Source organism: Acidiferrobacter sp. (assembly GCF_054609335.1).
In genome coordinates, this window is the sequence record NZ_JBTRWP010000013.1 from 26,348 (window position 1) to 43,834 (window position 17,487).

At 62.5% G+C, this 17,487-nt stretch carries 17 protein-coding genes and 1 pseudogene; 9 read left to right on the top strand and 9 right to left on the bottom strand.

What is annotated here, in order from left to right; all coding sequences use genetic code 11:
• The 3 genes from ACYCTF_RS05055 to ACYCTF_RS05065 form a co-directional block, all read right to left on the bottom strand.
• Positions 1-198, bottom strand: a 198-nt coding sequence (locus ACYCTF_RS05055; protein WP_461284588.1) for a hypothetical protein, incomplete at its 3' end; no start/stop codon positions are given.
• 257 nt (positions 199-455) lie between these two features.
• Positions 456-782, bottom strand: coding sequence for an iron oxidase (locus tag ACYCTF_RS05060; protein WP_461282084.1), 327 nt, complete (start codon positions 780-782; stop codon positions 456-458).
• Positions 783-960: 178 nt separating this feature from the next.
• Positions 961-3,057 (bottom strand): nitric oxide reductase activation protein NorD, encoded by a 2,097-nt coding sequence (locus tag ACYCTF_RS05065; protein WP_461282083.1) that lies wholly within the window; start codon positions 3,055-3,057, stop codon positions 961-963.
• A 68-nt stretch (positions 3,058-3,125) separates the two neighbouring features.
• Between ACYCTF_RS05065 and ACYCTF_RS05070 the strand changes: the two genes are divergently transcribed.
• Positions 3,126-3,374: a glutaredoxin family protein gene (locus ACYCTF_RS05070; RefSeq protein ID WP_461282082.1), complete on the top strand. Its 249-nt coding sequence runs from the start codon at positions 3,126-3,128 to the stop codon at positions 3,372-3,374.
• On the opposite strand, the gene ACYCTF_RS05075 is transcribed toward ACYCTF_RS05070, so the two are convergent.
• On the bottom strand, positions 3,355-4,152 hold the full coding sequence (locus ACYCTF_RS05075) for an AAA family ATPase (protein WP_461284596.1): 798 nt from the start codon (positions 4,150-4,152) through the stop codon (positions 3,355-3,357). The two genes, ACYCTF_RS05070 and ACYCTF_RS05075, sit on opposite strands and share 20 nt — an antisense overlap.
• Before the next feature lie 323 nt (positions 4,153-4,475).
• Between ACYCTF_RS05075 and ACYCTF_RS05080 the strand changes: the two genes are divergently transcribed.
• Genes ACYCTF_RS05080 through ACYCTF_RS05095 form a run of 4 tightly spaced genes read left to right on the top strand, consistent with a single transcriptional unit; the run spans position 4,476 to position 9,559 of the window.
• Positions 4,476-5,759 (top strand): CoB--CoM heterodisulfide reductase iron-sulfur subunit A family protein, encoded by a 1,284-nt coding sequence (locus ACYCTF_RS05080; protein ID WP_461282081.1) that lies wholly within the window; start codon positions 4,476-4,478, stop codon positions 5,757-5,759.
• Positions 5,760-5,762: 3 nt separating this feature from the next.
• Positions 5,763-8,000 carry an FAD-dependent oxidoreductase gene (locus tag ACYCTF_RS05085; RefSeq protein WP_461282080.1) on the top strand — a complete coding sequence of 746 codons (2,238 nt, stop codon included), beginning with the start codon at positions 5,763-5,765 and terminating at the stop codon, positions 7,998-8,000.
• 30 nt (positions 8,001-8,030) lie between these two features.
• Positions 8,031-8,633, top strand: coding sequence for a 4Fe-4S dicluster domain-containing protein (locus ACYCTF_RS05090; protein WP_461282135.1), 603 nt, complete (start codon positions 8,031-8,033; stop codon positions 8,631-8,633).
• Between the two features lie 11 nt (positions 8,634-8,644).
• Positions 8,645-9,559: a CoB--CoM heterodisulfide reductase iron-sulfur subunit B family protein gene (locus tag ACYCTF_RS05095; RefSeq protein ID WP_461282079.1), complete on the top strand. Its 915-nt coding sequence runs from the start codon at positions 8,645-8,647 to the stop codon at positions 9,557-9,559.
• Positions 9,560-9,708: 149 nt separating this feature from the next.
• Here the strand turns inward: ACYCTF_RS05095 and ACYCTF_RS05100 are convergent, their stop codons facing one another.
• Positions 9,709-9,960, bottom strand: coding sequence for a helix-turn-helix domain-containing protein (locus ACYCTF_RS05100; RefSeq protein WP_461282078.1), 252 nt, complete (start codon positions 9,958-9,960; stop codon positions 9,709-9,711).
• 71 nt (positions 9,961-10,031) lie between these two features.
• Between ACYCTF_RS05100 and ACYCTF_RS05105 the strand changes: the two genes are divergently transcribed.
• Positions 10,032-10,391: a helix-turn-helix domain-containing protein gene (locus ACYCTF_RS05105; protein ID WP_461282077.1), complete on the top strand. Its 360-nt coding sequence runs from the start codon at positions 10,032-10,034 to the stop codon at positions 10,389-10,391.
• Between the two features lie 148 nt (positions 10,392-10,539).
• On the opposite strand, the gene ACYCTF_RS05110 is transcribed toward ACYCTF_RS05105, so the two are convergent.
• Positions 10,540-11,487, bottom strand: a complete 948-nt coding sequence (locus ACYCTF_RS05110; protein ID WP_461282076.1) for an arginase family protein — start codon at positions 11,485-11,487, stop codon at positions 10,540-10,542.
• A gap of 134 nt (positions 11,488-11,621) precedes the next feature.
• On the opposite strand from ACYCTF_RS05110, the gene ACYCTF_RS05115 reads away from it, so the two are divergent.
• Both ACYCTF_RS05115 and ACYCTF_RS05120 read left to right on the top strand, forming a co-directional pair.
• Positions 11,622-13,007 carry an APC family permease gene (locus ACYCTF_RS05115; protein ID WP_461282075.1) on the top strand — a complete coding sequence of 462 codons (1,386 nt, stop codon included), beginning with the start codon at positions 11,622-11,624 and terminating at the stop codon, positions 13,005-13,007.
• A 43-nt stretch (positions 13,008-13,050) separates the two neighbouring features.
• On the top strand, positions 13,051-13,557 hold the full coding sequence (locus tag ACYCTF_RS05120) for a methylated-DNA--[protein]-cysteine S-methyltransferase (RefSeq protein ID WP_461282074.1): 507 nt from the start codon (positions 13,051-13,053) through the stop codon (positions 13,555-13,557).
• 367 nt (positions 13,558-13,924) lie between these two features.
• Here ACYCTF_RS05120 and ACYCTF_RS05125 read toward each other — a convergent pair whose 3' ends face one another.
• Positions 13,925-14,248, bottom strand: a complete 324-nt coding sequence (locus tag ACYCTF_RS05125) for a helix-turn-helix domain-containing protein (protein ID WP_461282073.1) — start codon at positions 14,246-14,248, stop codon at positions 13,925-13,927.
• Positions 14,241-14,545: pseudogene (locus tag ACYCTF_RS05130) on the bottom strand (type II toxin-antitoxin system RelE/ParE family toxin). The gene ACYCTF_RS05125 and the pseudogene ACYCTF_RS05130 overlap by 8 nt, the downstream one beginning before the upstream one ends.
• Before the next feature lie 686 nt (positions 14,546-15,231).
• On the opposite strand from ACYCTF_RS05130, the gene ACYCTF_RS05135 reads away from it, so the two are divergent.
• Positions 15,232-16,140 carry a DNA-3-methyladenine glycosylase family protein gene (locus ACYCTF_RS05135; protein ID WP_461282072.1) on the top strand — a complete coding sequence of 303 codons (909 nt, stop codon included), beginning with the start codon at positions 15,232-15,234 and terminating at the stop codon, positions 16,138-16,140.
• Positions 16,141-16,222: 82 nt separating this feature from the next.
• Here the strand turns inward: ACYCTF_RS05135 and ACYCTF_RS05140 are convergent, their stop codons facing one another.
• A complete protein-coding gene (locus ACYCTF_RS05140) occupies positions 16,223-17,476 on the bottom strand; it encodes an NRAMP family divalent metal transporter (protein WP_461282071.1) in 1,254 nt (417 codons plus the stop codon).
• Between the last annotated feature and the right edge of the window lie 11 nt (positions 17,477-17,487).

The window sequence follows — 17,487 nt, forward strand, 5'->3', positions numbered from 1 at the left end:
AAGATCCAAGATCTGGGAGGCGGCCTTGCGGGAGACTTCTTGACACGTGCAGCGTAGGTTCAGACATTCCATAAAGCACGTATGCTTGCGCGGTCGCGCCAGGATTTCGCGCTCAGCGACGAACATCGCGCCTTCGATCCAGGCTTTATCGTCAGTCAGCAAATGCCGGCTGTGATGACGATCGTACACCGGTGACACTCTCAACCCGCTCAAGCGGGTGAGCTTCTTACCGAATAGTACGGTTAACGGTCGAGATCACGCACCTACACGTTCTCTGGTCTGATGATCACGGGTTCCGATATCTCTCCTAACTGGCGGACCCTCCAATTTTTTGTCCGGAGGGGCCGCGCCGCATAATACAGGACCACGCCCTTGCCAAGACCCCGTCCGCCGCTGATATCCCGTGCTTGCGCCGATAGGGCCGCGCAAGCAGGCCCGTTCGCAAGAATCTCTCGTCAGGCGTGCTGATAGAGGAGGCAGTAGCCACGAGGGTTGACCGGCCCCAGCACTACCTGGCAGTGCCCTTCCCGCATCATGCCGGGGCCCATGGCCCCGCCCATCATTCCGTGCCCACGGGTGCCGCCTGCAGGGATGAAGTAGCGACACATACTACACATCTTGCGGCCGTTGGGATGATCTTGGTAGTGCGCGATCGCTTTCGATACCTTGGCGGGCGCGGCCTGCGCGGCACGCCCGAGCAAGGGCAGCGCGGCCGCTCCCGAGGCCGTCACGATCATGGTCTTCAGCCACGCGCGTCGGGATAATCGGGATGATGTACTCATGTCGGCACTCCCCATGATGGACGGCCCAATGTATTCCAGAGGTCGGGGACCAGCAAGGCTGGTAGGACGTTCGACGGATTCGGGTGCGGCCAGTGTGTCTGGCTGCGGCCGCCCGCGTCGCTTGTGGTTATGCGCTACCGGCCCGCCCCAGGCAGTTGCTGCGACGCGTTCCGCGTTCTCAGCTTGTCAGGTGGCGGTAGATGTCGGAGACCTTGAGGGGGAGTTTGCGCACGTCGTCGATCAGTGCGTAGTTGGCGGCGCCGTACATATGCGGGAGATAGTCGCGCGCGTCCGTGTCGATGGTGATGCAGAAGGCGTGGATGCCGTCGCGTTTGGCTTCGAGAAGCGCCTGCCGCGTGTCTTCGATCCCATATTCTCCCCGGTAGCCGTCATAATCGTCGGGCTTGCCGTCAGAGAGGGTCACGAGCAGCTTGGTACGCGCCTCGACACCCTTCAAGATGCCGCAGAGATGCCGGATCGCGACCCCCATGCGGGTATAGTCCTGCGGCTTGATGCCGGTGATGCGGGCCCGGACGTCTTTATTGTACGGCTCGTCGAAGCGCTTTACGCGATACATCTCGCAGCGCTTGCGCGTTATGCCGGAGAAGCCATAGATCGCGTATCGGTCGCCCAGGATCTCAAGGGCCTCGCAGAGCAGTACGAGCGACTCGCGCTCCGCATCGTTGATCCAACCCTTGGTGGACCCGCTCATATCGACCATGAACATGACGGCGATGTTGCGCGCCAGCCGCTTGTTGCGCAAAAAAAGTCCGTCTTGAAGCTCGCGCCCCGAATGCAGGTCGACGTAGCCCTCGATCAAGGCGTCGAAGTCGATTTCATCGCCGTGCTTCTGGCGCCGCTGCACGGCGTGTTCCCCGCGCAAGGCCTCGAATGTCTTGCGTAGTCTTGCCGAGAGCCCCGCATACTTGCGCAAGGTCTCCGCCACGAATGGTTCGTCCACGGGATGGACGTCGATCTCGCGCAGGACGCACCACTCCTTGCGGTAATGCTGACGCTTGTAATCCCATTCGTTGTAGAGGAAGGCACCCTCTTCGTGGTAAGTACCCTTCCAGACGTCCTCGGCCTTCTTCACGCTTTCGGGGGCGTAGCCCCCATCACCCGCAGGCACCAGATATTCGTCGGGGATGTCACCGAGATCCTGGGTGATCGATTGCATCAGGGCACGCACATCCGGAGGCGTGGCGAGCTGTTCGCCGTCGAGGAGCAGCGTAGTCTCGCTGTGGTCGGATTGTTCCTTGCCCGCGGCAAATCGGCGCTCGTCTTGGCCCGGGGGCGGCGGCATCTTTCCAGCGAGCAGCTTCTTTAGGGCGTTTTGCAGGGCCACGCGCTCTTGTTCGATGCGTTCGGCGAGTGCTGCGGCCACGGCGCCACCGTCGAGCACCCCCTGGTAGGGACGGGGTTCGGGGATGGGTTCGCCGTACAGGGCGGTCAAGGCATCATAAGTTGCGTCGACGGTCGCGTCTGCCGTTTCCAGGCGGGCAATCCAGGGCCGCCATGCTTGGGCGGCTGGCGGACGGTCGTGAAGGGCGCGCAGTTCGCGATACAGCCCGGGGAGCTCGCGCGCCAGACAGGCGTCCAGCCGGATGGTCTCCAGGGCATGGAAGAGTGCACAGGCGTAGTCCGGGTCGGGGAAGGCGTGGCAGCATGTCACGAGCCGCTCCGGATCGCGGCCTGGAAAGGTCCCAAACCACGTCTGCGCCCAGAGGTGGGCAGCCATGGCTTTGTAGAGGCGCAGATTCTCTGCCCGCGTCGGGCGACACGCGATCGATGCGGGCAGAAAGAGGCGTGTCGTGTCGGTGAAGGCGTGCTCGCCGACCTCCAGGCGAAGTCGCCTACCCGACAGGGCTTGCAGGAAGAGCTCCAGCATAGGGCCCACATCCTCGAGCGTGACCGCGCGCCCGCGCTCGGCGCGCGCGGTGGCAAAGGCCTCGACCGCGCCTAGGGCCGCGATTGCGGGATACAGCCCCATTTTATCGTAGACGTCCATCGCCTGGATGATCCAGGCCTCAGTGTCGTCTTGGGTCATGCGTTTCAGGCCATCGGCGGCGCGGTTTGCGAGATGGAACGCGAGCTCGGGATTGGTCTTGGCGACAATAGCGATCCAGTGGCGTGCGAAGTCCTGCTGGTCCCGAGCGAGCGAGGCAAGCGACACGGCGGCCGCATGGCTTGTGCGGCGCAGTGACAATGCTGCGTCGAGCTCCTCATCAAGCCAGTCCTCGATCTCTGCGGCCGTCAGGGCTTGGGAATTGGCCATTATGTGCACCCCTGACAGACAGGCTGGCCCCGCAACGCGCGCGCTTCCTTTCTGTTATCCTCAAGGCCATGGAGATCGTCCTTTATCACCGTCCCTATTGCCACCTCTGCGAAGAAATGGCGCAAGCCCTTGCCCCGATTGCCGCCGAGACCGGTCTTGTCGTCCGCATGGTCGATGTCGATAGCGACCCCGCGCTCGAGGAGCGCTACGGTCTCGCGGTTCCGGTATTGGTCCACGAGGGCGCGGAGGTCTGCCGTTATCGTCTGGACGCGGCGGCCGTGCGCGCGGTGGTGGCCGCTAAAAGAGCGAGGCACTGAGTTCATGGATAGCGGCGAGCATCTCCGGGTCGTCGGTGAGGGCCTGGGCGATCGCACCGCGACACGCGGCTTGGGCACTGATTCCTGAAGCCATGAGTTTGGCGGCGTGCACGAGGAGCCGCGTACTTGCGCCTTCTTCGAGACCGCTGCCCTTCAGGTTGCGTGTCATGGCCGCGAAACGGACCAGCTTGGCGGCGATCTCGTCGCCGACCCCGCTTTCGTGGTCGACAATGCATTTTTCGAGATCGGCCGACGGGTAATCGAACTCAAGGCCGACGAAGCGCTGGCGGGTGCTTTGCTTCAGATCCTTCAATACGCTCTGGTAGCCCGGATTGTACGAAATCGCCAAGGCGAATTCGGGGGGTGCGTTCAAGACCTCTCCGGTTTTTTCGATCGGCAAGGTGCGCCGATCATCGGCCAGGGGGTGGATGACGACGGTCGTATCCTTGCGGGCCTCCACGATCTCATCCAAATAACAGATCCCGCCCACGCGCACCGCATGCGCAAGCGGACCGTCGATCCATACGGTTTCGCCCGCGGTGATCAAATAGCGTCCCACGAGATCCGAGGCCGTGAGATCATCGTGGCAGGAGACCGTCACGAGCGGGCGCTTGAGGCGCCACGCCATATGCTCCATGAATCGCGTCTTGCCGCAGCCCGTGGGGCCTTTCAGGAGTACCGGAATTTTATTGCGATAGGCCCCTTCGAATAGAGCAATCTCGTCGCCTTGGGGCTCGTAGTAGGGCTCCTTCGTGATGAGGAGGGCCTCGGTTCTCATGACGTTTGTTTTCACGTGTCCCTCTGTGTGTTGCCCCGCAGACCTTCCCAGTATGCCAAAATCATCATGTCCCCGAAAAGCGATTGACGGGTACCCCAGGTCTCTCCACAATGGAATCGATCATGCGGGACCGCGGGGTTCTTCCCGCGCTGGCAGCGTGGTCGCTCGTCCCGGCGCTCGTCGACTCTCTCTTATGGCCTCATAGAAATTTTCTAATGTTGGTTGTGGCTCTTACGGGCTATTTGAGCGTATAAAGTGCACGTCCCCTACCGGCGCGAGCCGCAGCTGGCTTTGGGTGAACGCACCCCTGAGGAGGTCGCTTAATGGCGGATGTAGTCGCAACACATGAGACCATCGTCGTGGTGGGCGGCGGTATAAGCGGCATGACCGCTGCCGTCGAGGCCGCTGAGACCGGCAAGAACGTCATCCTGCTTGAGCGGGCGCCTTCGTTAGGGGGCCGCGTCAGCCAACTCTATAAGTATTTCCCGAAATTGTGTCACCCCACCTGCGGCATGGAGATCAATCTCCGTCGCTTACGAGGCAACAAGCGCATCAAGGTGCTGACGCAGGCCGAGGTCCGCAAGATCGAGGGGCACGCCGGCGATTACAAACTTTCGGTAACCCTCCACCCACGCTATGTGAACGACAACTGTACGGCCTGCGGCGAATGCGGCCAGGCGGTGTCCGCCGAGATTCCCAACCCCTTCGATTACGGTATGAGCCGCATGAAGGCGGCCTACCTACCCTCGCTGATGGCCTATCCCCAGCGTTATGTGATTGATCCTTCGATCCTCGGCACGGCCGACGCCGAGAAGGCCAAGGCCGCGTGCAAATACGGCGCCATCGATCTCGACATGAAACCCGAGACCATCACCTTAAGTGCGGGCGCCGTGGTCTGGGCGACCGGCTGGCGGCCTTATGACGCGGCTAAGATTCAGCCCTACGGCTACGACCGCTTCGCCAATGTCATTACGAGCGTGGAGTTCGAGCGCCTGTCGGACCCGCGTGGGCCGACAGCGGGCCGTATCGTGCGCCCCTCCGATGGCAAGGAGGCCAAGAACGTGGCCTTCATCCAGTGCGCGGGATCCCGCGACCGCAATCATTTAAAGCATTGCTCGCGTATCTGTTGCATGGCTTCCCTGAAGCAGACGACCTATATGCGCGAGCACTTCGGCGACGAGGCGCAGTCGACGATCTACTACATCGATATTCGCGCCATAGATCGATTCGAGGATTTCTATCAGAAGGTACAGGCCGATCCCGCGGTTCGTTTCCTGAAATCGAAGGTCGCCAACATAACGGAGGACGAAGCGACGGGTGATGTGATCCTGCACGGCGTTGATACCGAAGGCTACCATCGCTACGACAATCGCCACGACCTGTGCGTCTTGGCGGTCGGCATGGAACCGAGTGTCGATGTCCGGTCGATCGCCGATGTGCGAGTCGATGCGAGCGGCTTCATAGAGCTGGGTGCGACCGACGGGGGCATATTCGGCGCCGGTTGCGCGGCCAACGCTCTCGACGTGAACCGGTCGGTGCAGAGCGCCACCGCAAGTGTTTTGCGCGCCGTGCAGGTGGTGAACCGCGTCGCTAAGGCGGAGGGTTAAGATATGGCGGACATGAAGATCGGCGCGTACGTGTGCCAAGGTTGCGGTCTGGGTGAACGGCTGGACACCAAGGCCTTGACCTTGGTGGCGCAAAAAGAAGGCAAGGCGCACCTGGTGCGCGAACACGAATTTCTTTGTAACGCCCAGGGCATCGCGATGATCCAAAAGGATATCGACGAGGGTGTGAACAGGGTGGTCATAGCTGCCTGCTCGCGGCGCGCCAAGACGGAAGCCTTCGGCTTCGAGAACGTCGCGGTCTCGCGCGTGAATCTCCGCGAGCAAGTGATATGGGCGCAGCCCGCCACGGACGAGGCCCGCGAACTCACCCAGGAAATGGCCGCCGATTATGTGCGCATGGGCTGCGCTGAGGCGAAGAAGGTGGTGGCCCCCACCCCGAACGCCGAACACGGGACCGATAAACGGGTGTTGGTGGTGGGCGGCGGTATTACCGGGATGACCGCGGCCCTCGAGGCGGCCCGCGCCGGCTACGACGTCCTCTTGGTCGAGAAGACAGGCGCTTTGGGTGGCTATATGGCCAAGCTCCACAAGCGGGTCCCGTACCAGGAGCCGTTCGCCGACCCCCAGGCCACCGGCATCGAGGGGCTCGCGGCCTTGGTGAGCCAGGATCCGCATATCAAGGTTTACCTCAACTCCACGACGACGCGGACGAGCGGCGCCCCCGGGCGTTTCAGCGTCGACATCACGACGGAAAGCGGCCAGACCGCGACCGAAAATGTCGGCGCCATTGTCATGGCGAGCGGTTTTAGTCCCTACAACGCGACCAAGCTTCCCGAGCTCGGCTACGGCAAGAGCCAGAATGTCGTCGACCAGGCAGGTCTCGAGGATCTCGCGCGCACGGCCGCGGCGAAGGGCGAGCCTATGCGGCGGCCCTCGGACGGGAAGGAGATCAAGAGCGTGGTCTTCGTTCAGTGCGCGGGCCAGCGCGACGCCACCGGTACCCACCTTAAGTACTGCTCCGGCCATTGCTGTAATACGAGCATGAAGCAGGCCATGTATTTCAAGGAGCAAAACCCCAACATAGACACGGCCATCATCTATACCGATCTTCGGACGCCTGGAAATGGGGAGGACTTCTACCGGAGCGCCCAAAGGAAGGGAGTGATCTTCACCAAGGGCAAGGTGGGGTCGATCGACGTGGATGGCGCCGGTTCGGCAACCGTCCACTTTCATGACCTGATCCTGGATGACAAGGCCGCGACCATGCGGGGCGTCGATCTCGTGGTCCTTGCCACAGGCCAGGTTCCGAACTCGGGCGTCAATATCGATATTCCGCCGGACGCGGAGGATGTGGACGCCGCGAAGGCGGGCGAGCACGCCGTGTCGGTGCTGAACCTCACCTACCGCCAGGGTCCCGACATTCCGCAACTGAAATACGGCTTCACCGATTCGCATTTCATATGCTTTCCCTATGAGACTCGCCGCACCGGCATCTATGCCGCAGGTCCCGTGCGGCGGCCGATGGATATCACGCAGGCGGTGGAGGACGCCACAGGCGCTGCCCTGAAGGCCATCCAAGCCGTCGAGAACGCAAGCCTTGGGCGCGCTGCTCACCCACGATCGGGTGACTTGAGTTTCCCGACGTTCCGGCGCGAGGGATGCACGCAGTGCAAGCGCTGTACGGTCGAATGCCCGTTTGGCGCCATCGACGAGGACGAGCAGCGCTATCCGCAGTTCAACGAAAGCCGCTGCCGTCGGTGCGGGACATGCATGGGGGCATGCCCGGTGCGCGTCATATCCTTCGAGAATTACTCCGTTGATAGCGTCGGTTCCCAGATCAAGGCCATTGACGTGCCGGACGAGTTTTCCGAAAAGCCCCGCATCCTGTTGCTCGCCTGTGAAAACGACGCCTATCCGGCGCTCGATATGGCAGGGGTCGCGGGACATACCTCGAGCGCCTTCATCCGCACCATCCCGGTCCGATGCCTGGGTTCGGTGAACATGATATGGATCACCGATGCCTTGAATAGCGGCTATGATGGAGTCATGTTAATGGGTTGCCGACATGGCGACGAGTATCAGTGCCACTTCGTGAAAGGCTCGGAGCTTGCGAGTTACCGCATGAGCAAGATTGACGACACCTTGAAAAACCTCAACCTAGAGAAAGATCGGGTGCGGGCGCTCGAGGTCGCCATCGCGGACATAGGCCGGGTTCCGGCGCTCATCAACGACTACGCCGCCAAGATCAAGGAAATCGGCATGAGTCCGTTCAAGGGCTTCTAGGAGGCAGAAGTGGGCGATATCAACACGGCAATGGCGGAGCAGTACCGCAACGATTTCCTGAAGGAAGTCGAGGCGAACGTCGAGGACGGCCAGTGGGTCAAGATGTGCATGCAGTGCGGCGTCTGTTCGGGCTCCTGTCCGCTCGGCCCGGCCTGGGAGCATCCTCCGCAGGAGCTCTTCATGATGATACGCGCCGGCCGACGCGACGAAGTCTTGAAGAGCGAGTCCATGTGGATGTGCACGTCCTGCTACAACTGTATCGTGCGCTGCCCGCGCGAACTGCCCATCACGCACATAATGCACGGGCTCGCCAACTACGCGCATAGAATGGGGCTCGCCCCCAAGATGAACCCGACGCGCCGCTTTGCCAAGAAATTCTGGAACAATCTTGCGAAGTCGGGGCGCGTAAACGAGATCGAGCTATCCGTAGGCCTTTACTTCATGGACGGGTTCAAGACAGGCATTGCTCGGGCCTGGGCTATGAAGGACATCGGGATCGGAATGTTGAAGGCGAAGCGCCTGAACCCTTTTGGTTTTCTGACGCACAAGGGCTGTAAGGACAAGAAGGGCATCCACAAGATGCTGAAGAAGGCGCGAGAGATCGAGGATCGGCGTAAAGGCTTTGCCGCCTGAGGAGTCCCCATATGGCAAGAAAAGAATATTCCTTCTACCCCGGCTGTTCGTCGGAACGCCTTACGTCTGCATCCAATTACATGGTATCGGTCGAGGCCATGTGCAAGAAGCTTGACGTTCAGCTAAACGAGATCCCGGACTGGAACTGTTGTGGCGCCTCCATCGGCTATGCCGAGGGCGGTGAGTTGCCGCGCCATGTGATGAACGCTCGCAACCTCGCGATCTCCGAACAGGTTAATAAGGGCCAGGATGTCGTGGCCACCTGTGCGGCTTGTTGGCTCGGGGCGCGGGAGACCAAAGACCGCCTTGCCCACGACAGCGATCTGCTTGCCGAGACCAATGAGGCCTTACGCGAGGCTGGCATGAATCTCCAGTACAAGGGGGAGCAGGAGGTTCGGCATATGGTCGAGGTCTTGATCGAGGACCTGGGCTATGACGAGTTGAAGAAACCGGTCGTGAAGTCTTTGGAGGGCATCAAGTTCGCGGGCTACGTCGGCTGTCAGACGAACCGCCCCTTCGGGATCGTGGGCGAGTCGTTCGAGAACCCGAAATATCTTGATAAGCTCGTTGAGATCGTAGGTGGCGAGCCGGTCGAGAAATATGATCAGAAGGTGACATGTTGCGGCGGCGCGCTGGCCTTCTCTGAGCCGGAGAAAAGCCAGGCGCAGATCAAGAAAATCATAGAGTCAGCCTACGATCATGGCGCCGAAATGATCGTGACCCCCTGCCCCGTCTGCCAAATGAACGTCGAGGTCTATCAGGGCCAGATCAATAAGCGCTACGGGACGAAGTTCAATATGCCCGTGACTTACTATAGCCAGCTTATGGCGGTCGCCTACGGCGGAAGCGCGAAGGACGCTGGTCTCGACGGCCAGATCATCCGCGCACGCAAGCTCGAGGAGATCGCCGCCAAAGGGGCGCGGTGATCGCCCGCCGATCGCCGTGAGGCGCTTATGCGCGCGAGCGGCCGCTCAGTACCGGCGCGAGGGTTCTTGATTCCAGGGGTGAGGCGGCGCCTATTCTTGGGGTGGGGCGGGCGCCGCTTCGCGTCCTGATGTGTGATTTGCGGCCGGGTTTATTTCGAGTTACGGGCCCGTACGCGGGCCTTCTCGGTCGGCAGCAATAAAGAAGCGGCGGGAACGTCGAGGGCCGCGGCAATCCTTCCTACGCAGTCTATCCCGATATTACGTTTACCACGCTCCATATCGCTGACATAGGCGCGATTGACGCCGCTCAGGGCCGCGATATCGTCTTGCGTAAGCCCGCGCAGCTGGCGGGCCCGCTTGAGGTTAGTGGCGAGGTAATCTCGTTCCGCACTGGGTGCCATGCCACAAAGTGTATTGTAGCGACAAGGGCATTGGCAAGGCTCGGTCCGACGGCTTTTTGTAGACTCACGCCATGGACACACTGGCCAAGCGCCTGCGCTACGCCCGGGAGCGGGTGGGGCTCTCACAATCCGAGCTCGCGAGGCGCGTAAAGATTCGTCCGCAGGCCATCCAATTCATCGAGGGCGGTCACGTCCGCAGGCCGCGCAGCATGGTCGAGATCGCCCGCGCCCTCGGGGTCAATGCCGAGTGGTTGCTGCTTGGCGAGGGGGCGGTGGAGGTGGCCGTACGCGAACCGTCCGAGCACTATCGAGGGGAGCCTGCCTTGAGCGACGAGGCGGTCGCCATAGCCCGTCTATGGATGGAGCTCCCGCAGAGCCAGCGCGTGGCTGTGAAGGAGACGCTGCTCGCCTTGCTGAAGGCCCAGCCCTGAGGGGCCACACCGCCCGCGAACGTGGCTGTCATGCCCGCAGTCCGAGTCACGTCGGTTTGGGCGGCAGTGAGCGTTTCCCCGCCCGCCGCCGCCGGGCTCGCGCCCGCAGGTGATCGCGGGCAGGTCACGGATATATCCACCTGAATCGTCAGCGGGAGGCTAGCAGTTCCCGCACGACTCCAGTCCACGTCGCCGCGAGATTGTCGCGATTGTATCCGCCGCCGCCCATCGCCAGCACCCGTCCTTGCGCGTATTCGCCGGCAAGCGCGCAGAGACGCTTTGCGGCATGGCGGTGGGCCTCGGGTGTCAGGGCGAGGTGCGCGAGCGGGTCGCCGGCGACGCTATCGGCGCCCGCCTGGAGCAGGATGATCTCGGGGCGTGCGGCGCGCACGAGTACCTCCACCTCGTCAAAGGCGGCCAGGAACTCGCGATCGCCAGCGCCAGGTGCGAGCGGGATATTGAGCTTGCGTCCCGCGCCCGCGTCCCGGCCGCTCTCGTCGCGCCCACCGGTCCCGGGGTAGAGGAAACGACCGTCTTCGTGGATGTCGGCGCTAAAGACGCAGGGATCGTCCTCGAAGTCGTAATAAACGCCGTCGCCGTGGTGCGCGTCGATATCTACATAGGCGATCCGGGTCAGTCCTTGGCGCTTTAAGGCCTCGATCAAGACCCCGATATCGTTGAAGACGCAGAAGCCACCCGCGCCCGTGCGGCGGGCATGATGGAGTCCCGCGATGGGCACGAAGACCCGCGAGGCCTCTCCCCGTAGCAAGAGGGTCGCGCCAGCCAGGACCGATCCCACGACATGAGAGGCGGCATCGAAGATGCCGGGGACGGCGGGCGTGTCGCCCTGATCGAGGAAGCCGCCGCCGGACAGCGACTGGAGGCGTACGCGTCGGACATAGGCGGCGTCGTGAAACCACGACAGCGCCTCGTCCGTGGCAGCGACCGGGGCCGCTGCCTTGACGGTGCGGTCGAGACCCTGTCGCGCCAGTTCCGTGAGAAAGGCCGATAGCCGATCCGGGCCAAACGGATGGCCGCCGCCGAACCCGTAACGGCCCAGGGCCTCGCCCTGGTAAAGGACTACGTCGTGCCGCATGGGTGTCACTGTGCGCCAGCTCGCCCTACTCGACAAGCGCCCACTCAAGACCGCCGGAGGGCTGCCTTGGCGGGGCCGATCGCGGCGTCTTCCCGGCCACTAGTGTCCGCTATCGATCCCCGGCACAATGCCCTATGCCCGATATCACTACCGCATCACCGCGCCTAGCCTCCGATCGCGTGTCCTTCATCGAGATCCTGGGGCAGGCCGTCGCGAACATCACGCCCTCTGCCATGGCTACGGTGACGATCTCATTCGTGGCGGCACAGGGCGGTCTCTGGACCTGGGCCGTGTATCTGGCGGTGGGCCTCGTCATGATCCTGGTGGCCGCGCAGGTGGCGACGCTCGCCCGCGAGGCCCCCGCCGCAGGGTCCCTATTCGTCTCCGTCAGCCGGACCCTGCACCCCCTGGCCGGGGTGTTGAGTGGCTGGGCCATGACCGGGGGCTATTTCGGGGCCGTGATCGGCGCACCGATCGTGGGTGGCTTGTTCGTCTCCAAGGCCCTGGCTATCGTGGGCATGACGCTTTCCTGGCCATGGACTGCTCTGGTGTTTGCCGGCGTGTCGTGGGCCCTGACGGTGCGCGATGTCGATCTGGCCGCGCGCTATAGTTTGATCGTTGAGGCCGCGTCCCTTTTGATCATTTTAGCGATTGGGGTGTGGACGCTCTGGCAGGCACCTGCGCCCAAGGCCGCGTTCGATCCGGCCACGTTTGCCGCGGGTCCGTTTTTTCGGGCGATGACCCTGAGCATCCTTGCCTATGGCGGCTTCGAGACGGCGGCGAACTTCGGACGCGAGGCCCATGCCCCGCGGCGTGACATCCCAAGGGCCATCCTCGCGGCTGTGGTCGCGAGTCTCGTGTTTTATGTATTCATGGCCTATGTCGAGATGACGGGTTTCGGCGGCCATGCCCAGGAGCTTGCGCACAGCGAGACACCGCTCAGCGTGCTCGCGCTGCGCGAGGGCTTGCCGGCCTTGGCCTTCTCGTCGGATCTGGCCATGGCCATCGCCGCTTTCAGCGCCACCATCGCCACCATGAATAGCCTCGGCCGGATCCTGTACTCCATGGGTCGGCACAAGGTGCTCCCGGCGGCTCTGGGTGAGGTCGGTCGACACGGTACGCCGGCGATCGCCTTGCATGCTCTCGGCGCCTTGATCTGTGGCTTTGTCGTTATGGCAGGCGCCTTGCATTGGTCTCCGCTTGTCATCATCAATCTTTTTGGTGTCTTTACCGCTCTTGGGTTTATCATGATTTATCTGCTGGCGATGGTCGCGGTCCCGGTGTTTCAAAGGCGCCGCGGTCTGCCGCCGTCGCGACCGGCGCTTGCCGCCTTGGTGATCGCGGGCCCACTTTTGGTGTATGTTTTTGGTGAAAACTTCTGGGGGGCAAAGGGGGTGACCTTAATGGCGGCTTACGGTTTTCTCATCTACCTCGGTATCGGCGGCGGGCTCTATGCGGCCTGGCGCCGGCGCGCCGATCTGCCAGCTGCTGCGTTTCTGTTTGCGCGCGACGATGACTGACTGGTGCGAGCGGGACCGATCGTTGGTCGCGGGGGACGGTCCCATGCGCTGGTCCTCGTTCGAAACCCGCCGTCTTGGCACGCTTTTCATGGCCTACGTCGATCTCTGCCCGTTTTTCGTGTCGCTCGGTCGTCCGCACGAGGTGCGCGATTGGGCGCAGGCCCGCGGGCTTTCGCCCCTTGCGTGGGATGACGGGGCGCCGCGCCTATTGCAGGATGTGGTTCGGGCGGTCGTCGACGGCGGAGAGCCCTACGAGGGGCCGATCGGTTTCGTGCGTGAAACGGTCTTCCAGCGTTCGGTGCTCGCCGCGACCTGCGCCATTGCGCGCGGCGAGACCCGAACCTATGGCGAGATCGCGCAGGCCATAGGGCGCCCGAAGGCGGCGCGCGCGGTGGGCAGCGCGCTCGCGGCCAATCCCCTGCCGCTTTTGATCCCCTGCCATCGGGTCGTGGGGGCGGGCCGACGGCTCGGTTTTTACTCGGATGGCGGGCCCGAGATGAAGCGTCGATTACTCGGTTGGGAGGATGTGGACGTGGCGTGCTGGCGCTGAGGCGTGGACCGGAGCCGAACGAGGAAGATTGAGGGCTGGGCCTTGTGGTGCTCCCCCAATGAGAGAGGCGAGCCCCCGCTACGCAGTGACCAGCCCACACCCTCATTATCGTGTCCGGGGGGCAGGATAAGCAAGATGAACTGCTCCCGCCAAGCCTAGACGGCTATCGCGTGAGTTTCGTGCTTCATCGCGGTGAAGCTTCCACCGCTCCACAACTCGGACGGTTGTATGCGGAAAAACCTGTTCTTGGACGTTCGTCGGCCGCCATAAAAGGACACACGGGTGCCGAGAAATCGGCATCCCTACCGCGACCGGTCCAGTGGCGGTAGCGAAGCGAACGCGATGGGGTGTCACCAGTCGAGCTTGGCTAGGCCGCGAAGACAATTCCCACGTGTTTGCGGGTCGTATCGGTTCGTGCGGGCCCAATGATGATCTGGACATCGAGCCCCAGTCGCGCCAGCGCGTTGAGCATCTTCGCCTCGCTAATACCTCGGAACTGGCCGCGTAGCATTTGCGAGAGTTTGGGTTGGGTGAGACCGATAACGGTGGCTGCTTTTTGTTGGCTCCATTGCCGTTCCGCGATGACCTCGCCGATCTTGGCGGCGAGTTGGGCCTTCACCATCATCTCTTCGGCATCGGCATGGCCCAAGTCTTCGTATACGTTCCCACAACCTCGTTCAATGTTATTCATAATTCCCTCTTTGCGCGTGGCGTTCGGCGGCTTGCAAGCGATCGCGGATTTTGTCGATGTCGAGCTTGGGCGTTGCGACCCCTTGTGTCGATTTTTTCTGGAAGCAATGGAGCACATAGACGGCCTCGGCAAACCGTACCGTATAAACCGCTCGGAATGTCCCGCCCTCCGACTGCTCTACGACCTCCAAAACACCCGCCGACCCGAAGCCCTTGAGCGGCTGGCTTGATCATGCTTTCCGCCACTCTGCGCCAGATAGAGCGCATAACCGAAGGTGTCTTGCACATCTTCCGGCATTGCGCCGAGATCCTTTTTGGCGCTTGCTACCCAGAACAAAGGCTTTATCGCTCAATTATACCTATATAGGGATAGTGAGGGCAAGGCAGTGAATCCTCCCACGGCTATAGTCGGGGCTTCAGGTTCTGCGGGCACTGGCCTGCGCATGCTGCCGTAGTGTCGAGGGCGTGACCGGGATTCTCGGTTGTATCGCGGAACTTTAGCCACGAGCACCCGCCTGGGTCTTCCGACCCGTGAGCCCCAGCTTGACTAGCGGCCAAGGCTTCGGCTGTGCCCATAGGATGCGCGGTGTTATAGCTCAAAATCCAAAAAGCGATTTCCGCCGTTGCCGATACCTTTGAGACCCCCAATTCCTGGGCAAAGGGGATCGATACGAGATGGCTTTATGATCGGCCGGGGAGCCATGATCTTGTTGGTGATTTCGGCCGCCCATGCCTGTCGGCCGGGGACCGTTCAATTCGCTAACGGATCGACGACGCCGGCCCGCGTATCGCGTTTCTTGCTTGACCAAGCCTAAGGTCGACAGCCAAAAATCCGGCAGGTCGTCGCGGAAGACTTGCAGTGGGAAAAATTGCGGTCCGATGTGGACGACGTTCCATCGCGGCGTGGCCCCGAAGACCAACAATATGATGTACAAGTTAGTCTCGGGCGTTTGCAGGGCCCGAAATTTCGCATAGTCTGGGCGCATGCCAAGCCGCCAAACGACGATTGCCGTTCCCGTCGCCTACGATTTCGGAGCGGCGCTTGCGTTCTTGCGCGAGTCGCCATCGGCGGTCCTCGAGTCCGTGGATGGCCACACTTATCGCCGGGCATGGCAAGCTGGTCGGGCGTGCGAGCTTGTGAGTGTGGAACAGGTGGTAGCGGGGCTTCGGGTGCGCGTGGAGGGGCCGCGCGTCGATGCCAAATCGCTTGCCGAGGCGGTGCGCAAGGTCCGCCATATCTTTTCGCTCGACGTCGAAGCAGGTGCCTTTCAGGAACTGGTGGCGACCGATCCGATTCTTGCGCGCCTAGTCGGGGATGACCGCCATGCGCGCCCGGTTTTGATCGCCGATCCGTTCGAATCCCTTGTATGGGCCATCATCGGTCAGCAGGTGGGTGTGGGCTTTGCCCGCAGCCTGCGTCAGGCCCTCGTCCACGTGGTCGGCCGCGAGGCGACGTTCGGGGCGGCCCGGTTCGGGATCATGCCGGAGGCACAAGCGCTTGCCGGCGTTGATGAAGAGGTCCTGCGCGCCTTGCACTTTAGTCGCGCGAAGATTCGCACTCTGCGTATAGCGGCGCAGGCCACCGTGGAAGGCGCGCTCGATTTCGCGTCGTTCGCCGCGCTGCCGGGGGACCAGGCGCTCGCGGCCTTGACGCGTTTTTCGGGGATAGGCCCGTGGACTGCGGAAATGGTCTTGATGCGTGGTCTGGGGCTCCGCTCGGTGTGGCCGGCGGCCGATCTTGGGCTACGGCGCGCCTTGGCTCACGCCCAGGACCACGGGGCCCCCGTGAGCGAGGCCTGCGCGCGCGCCTTGGCGCTTCCCTGGTCGGGATGGGAGGCTTGGGTCGCATACTTCGCTTGGCGCTCGCTCACCCGATCTGCAAGAGACCCCTAAGGGCGCGGCCACGGTCTCGAGGCGCGCCGCCCGTTTTTGGGCAAGAAGGCCGCAAACCTCGGGGTGACCTGAAAGCAGGCCTCTAGGCGACCACGATCCCCTGGATCGCAGCATAGAGACCGAAGCCTGCGGTAATGGTGATGACGCCGAGCACGAACGCTGCGTAAAGCCCCTGGAGGCGCAAAGCTCCCGGGAGGGCGTGGCGTGCGAGCAGGTACAAGAATCCGAGCACGATCGGCAAGAGAATCGCGTTCATGACCTCCATCGCGACCCCGAGGCTCACTAGGTTGACGTTGGAGGCGACCAGTGCCCCGCCGAGCACGAGCAGGGTCGTGAAGATCCCGTAGAACCACGGGGCCTCACGCGGGTGGTGCTCGAGGGAGTGTTTGAAGCCCATGACCTCTCCTACGCCGCGCGCTGCCGTCAGCGATACCACGATCGTGGCGACCGCCGCCGCGCCGCTCATCCCCAAGGCGAAGAGCAATCGGCCGGTGCTTTGGCCCAAGAATGGCGTCAGGGCGTTGGCGATCTGCTGGACGGTGTCGAGGGGGGCGTGGGGATTGCTGCGCCCTATGGTGGCGGCGGTTGCGACCAGCACCGAAGCCATGATGAGCTGCGTCACGACCGCGCCTATGGCCGTGTCGATCCGCGCCATCCTGAGTTGATCGAGGCGCAACCCCTTATCGACCACCGCCGACTGTTGGTAAAACACCATCCAGGGCATGATCACGGCGCCCACATTGGCCGCTGCGAGGTAGAGGTAGCCCGGATCGTGGAACGGGATCTGCAGACTTTGGCGCAGCAGCGGACCCAGGGGCTGGTGGGTGCGGAAGGCGACGAATAGGAATGCGAATTCGAAGGCGCCGACCGCGAGCGCCACCCGCTCCACCCCGGTATAAGAGGCGGTCCACACCATAGTGATGAGACCGCTTACGAGGATCAACATGGTGATCCATCGCGGTACCCCGAACAGCAGGCCGACCCCGGCCATGCCGCTCAGTTCTGTGAGGAGTGCCCCGAGACAGGACAAGGCCAGGGTCCCGACAGACAGCCACGCAAAGCCGCGACCGAAGCGCTTGGCGATCAGTTCGCCATGCCCTTCGCCCGTGACGATCCCGAGGCGCACCGTCAATTCCTGGACGATATAAAGAATGGGGATCAGTACGGCCTGAAGCAGTAAAAGCTTATAGCCCCACTGGGCGCCGCTCTGGGCGGCTGTGATCACGCTGCCTGCGTCGGTATCTGCCAACATGACGACCAAGCCGGGGCCTATGACGGCGAACGCCGAGCGCCAGGGGTTGGACCATCTGTCGGAGCGCCGACGCGACCAAGACATGAATGATGCCC

Excerpts from the sequence above, each read along its gene's own strand:
- ACYCTF_RS05120 (WP_461282074.1), top strand. The coding sequence starts at position 13,051 with ATGCGCTGGTCCTCGTTCGAAACCCGCCGTCTTGGCACGCTTTTCATG.
- ACYCTF_RS05085 (WP_461282080.1), top strand. The coding sequence starts at position 5,763 with ATGGCGGACATGAAGATCGGCGCGTACGTGTGCCAAGGTTGCGGTCTG.
- ACYCTF_RS05110 (WP_461282076.1), bottom strand. The coding sequence starts at position 11,487 with ATGCGGCACGACGTAGTCCTTTACCAGGGCGAGGCCCTGGGCCGTTAC.
- ACYCTF_RS05075 (WP_461284596.1), bottom strand. The coding sequence starts at position 4,152 with ATGAGAACCGAGGCCCTCCTCATCACGAAGGAGCCCTACTACGAGCCC.
- ACYCTF_RS05070 (WP_461282082.1), top strand. The coding sequence starts at position 3,126 with ATGGAGATCGTCCTTTATCACCGTCCCTATTGCCACCTCTGCGAAGAA.
- ACYCTF_RS05140 (WP_461282071.1), bottom strand. The coding sequence starts at position 17,476 with ATGTCTTGGTCGCGTCGGCGCTCCGACAGATGGTCCAACCCCTGGCGC.
- ACYCTF_RS05105 (WP_461282077.1), top strand. The coding sequence starts at position 10,032 with ATGGACACACTGGCCAAGCGCCTGCGCTACGCCCGGGAGCGGGTGGGG.
- ACYCTF_RS05100 (WP_461282078.1), bottom strand. The coding sequence starts at position 9,960 with ATGGCACCCAGTGCGGAACGAGATTACCTCGCCACTAACCTCAAGCGG.
- ACYCTF_RS05090 (WP_461282135.1), top strand. The coding sequence starts at position 8,031 with ATGGCGGAGCAGTACCGCAACGATTTCCTGAAGGAAGTCGAGGCGAAC.
- ACYCTF_RS05060 (WP_461282084.1), bottom strand. The coding sequence starts at position 782 with ATGAGTACATCATCCCGATTATCCCGACGCGCGTGGCTGAAGACCATG.
- ACYCTF_RS05135 (WP_461282072.1), top strand. The coding sequence starts at position 15,232 with ATGCCAAGCCGCCAAACGACGATTGCCGTTCCCGTCGCCTACGATTTC.
- ACYCTF_RS05080 (WP_461282081.1), top strand. The coding sequence starts at position 4,476 with ATGGCGGATGTAGTCGCAACACATGAGACCATCGTCGTGGTGGGCGGC.
- ACYCTF_RS05125 (WP_461282073.1), bottom strand. The coding sequence starts at position 14,248 with ATGAATAACATTGAACGAGGTTGTGGGAACGTATACGAAGACTTGGGC.
- ACYCTF_RS05115 (WP_461282075.1), top strand. The coding sequence starts at position 11,622 with ATGCCCGATATCACTACCGCATCACCGCGCCTAGCCTCCGATCGCGTG.
- ACYCTF_RS05065 (WP_461282083.1), bottom strand. The coding sequence starts at position 3,057 with ATGGCCAATTCCCAAGCCCTGACGGCCGCAGAGATCGAGGACTGGCTT.
- ACYCTF_RS05095 (WP_461282079.1), top strand. The coding sequence starts at position 8,645 with ATGGCAAGAAAAGAATATTCCTTCTACCCCGGCTGTTCGTCGGAACGC.